This window comes from Celeribacter baekdonensis (assembly GCF_900102315.1).
Taxonomy (GTDB): Bacteria; Pseudomonadota; Alphaproteobacteria; order Rhodobacterales; family Rhodobacteraceae; genus Celeribacter; species Celeribacter baekdonensis.
Window position 1 is genome coordinate 1 of the sequence record NZ_FNBL01000034.1, and the last position, 1,565, is coordinate 1,565.

The window sequence follows — 1,565 nt, forward strand, 5'->3', positions numbered from 1 at the left end:
GAGGGCATGGCCACGATGACCTTAAGCGACTTCGATCGCTGGTTTGCTCTGGAAATCTGCCGCTACAACAACAGCATTCATTCAAGTCTTGGCTGCACGCCCGTTGCCAAATGGGAGGCGCTCTCAGAGCAAATGATGGGCGATATCCCCTTCGAGATTGAAGCCTTTCGGGTGAGCTTTCTGCCAAGTGAACTGCGCAAGGTCAGGCGTGACGGCATCCATCTGTTCCAGATACGGTACTGGTCCGATGCGCTTGCAGGCCACATCGGGCGCGGGGATGGAAAGGTGGTCGTCCGCTACGACCCTCGCGACCTCTCGGTGATCTGGGTCGAACTGGATAATGACCGATACGTCGAAGCTCGGTACCGAAACCTGGAAATTCCGCCTGTGTCGCTCTGGGAATATCGCGAAGCCATGAGGAATGCCCGTGCCCTTGGCAAGTCCGGGTCCAATGAGCTGGTCCTGGCTGAGCTGATCCGACAGCAACGCCAAATCGAGTCTGAAAGCCGGAGCCTGACGAGGGCCGAACGCCGATCCCGTGAAAGAAAAGGGACATTGGAGGGCGCCAACTCGGCCGTCTCAACAACCGAAGGGCTGCGCGCGATCGATACGGGTGATACATCGCGCCCATTGTTCAAGGTGGAGAGATGGTGAATTGAGGGCAGGAAAAACAGAGGAAGACGGTCGGATCACCCTCATTCAATCGGATATCTGGATTGGCTTTCCGCGGGCCGAACAAGTTCTGGACCGTTTGCAGTGTATGATCGAAGCGCCAAGGCAAACCCGTATGCCTGGCCTTCTTGTGCATGGCGCGTCCGGGATCGGAAAGACGATGATCGCCCGCAATCTTTCGCGCAGATATGCACCGGAATATGACCCAGCATCGGGAATTACGCGAACGCCGCTGTTACTGTTACAAGCACCACCAGCTCCCGACGAACGACGGTTCTATCTGCACATCCTGGCGACCGTCGGGGCACCGGCCACGGCACTGAGCGCGCGCGCTCAAAATGTGGCCTCCCTCGAAGTCCGTGTCGTCGCGCTCTTGCGCGACCTTGGCCTGCGGATGATCATGATCGACGAAGTCCACAACCTCTTGGCCGGGACCCACCGCGAACAGCGCCGCTTTCTCAATGTTCTGCGGTATCTCAGCAATGAACTCGAAGTGTCGCTGGTCTGCCTGGGGGTCAGCGAGGCCGTCGATGCCATCCGTGGTGATATCCAGCTTGCCAGGCGGCTGGACGAACATCACCTTCCAAACTGGCGCGACGACGCCGAGTTCTCGGACATGATCCAGACACTCATCGCGGCAATGCCCCTCGAGAAGAAATCCAATCTGAAGGTCAAGTCACTAAAGCAGATACTTGCGCTGACCGGCGGGGTGACCTCGCGCATCTTCGCCCTGATCAAGGATCTTTCCATCGACGCCATTGTCACAGGTGATGAATGCATCACCGATGACGCAATCGCAAAATGGACGCCGGTTTGGTCGCGCCATGCGAACCCCCATCGGCGGCTCGAGAAGTCCGGGGTGTGAAGCCGCACCCGCTGCCCAAGACTGTCGC

Annotated in this window: 2 protein-coding genes; both read left to right on the forward strand. The window is 58.3% G+C overall.

Annotation, left to right across the window (positions count from 1 at the left end; genetic code table 11):
• A partial coding sequence (locus tag BLT54_RS21895; RefSeq protein ID WP_176832952.1) for a Mu transposase C-terminal domain-containing protein occupies positions 1-654 on the forward strand: 654 nt, incomplete at its 5' end.
• 1 nt (position 655) lies between these two features.
• Complete coding sequence (locus BLT54_RS21900) at positions 656-1,537, forward strand: TniB family NTP-binding protein (protein ID WP_024099410.1); 882 nt, start codon at positions 656-658, stop codon at positions 1,535-1,537.
• The last annotated feature ends 28 nt before the right edge of the window (positions 1,538-1,565 follow it).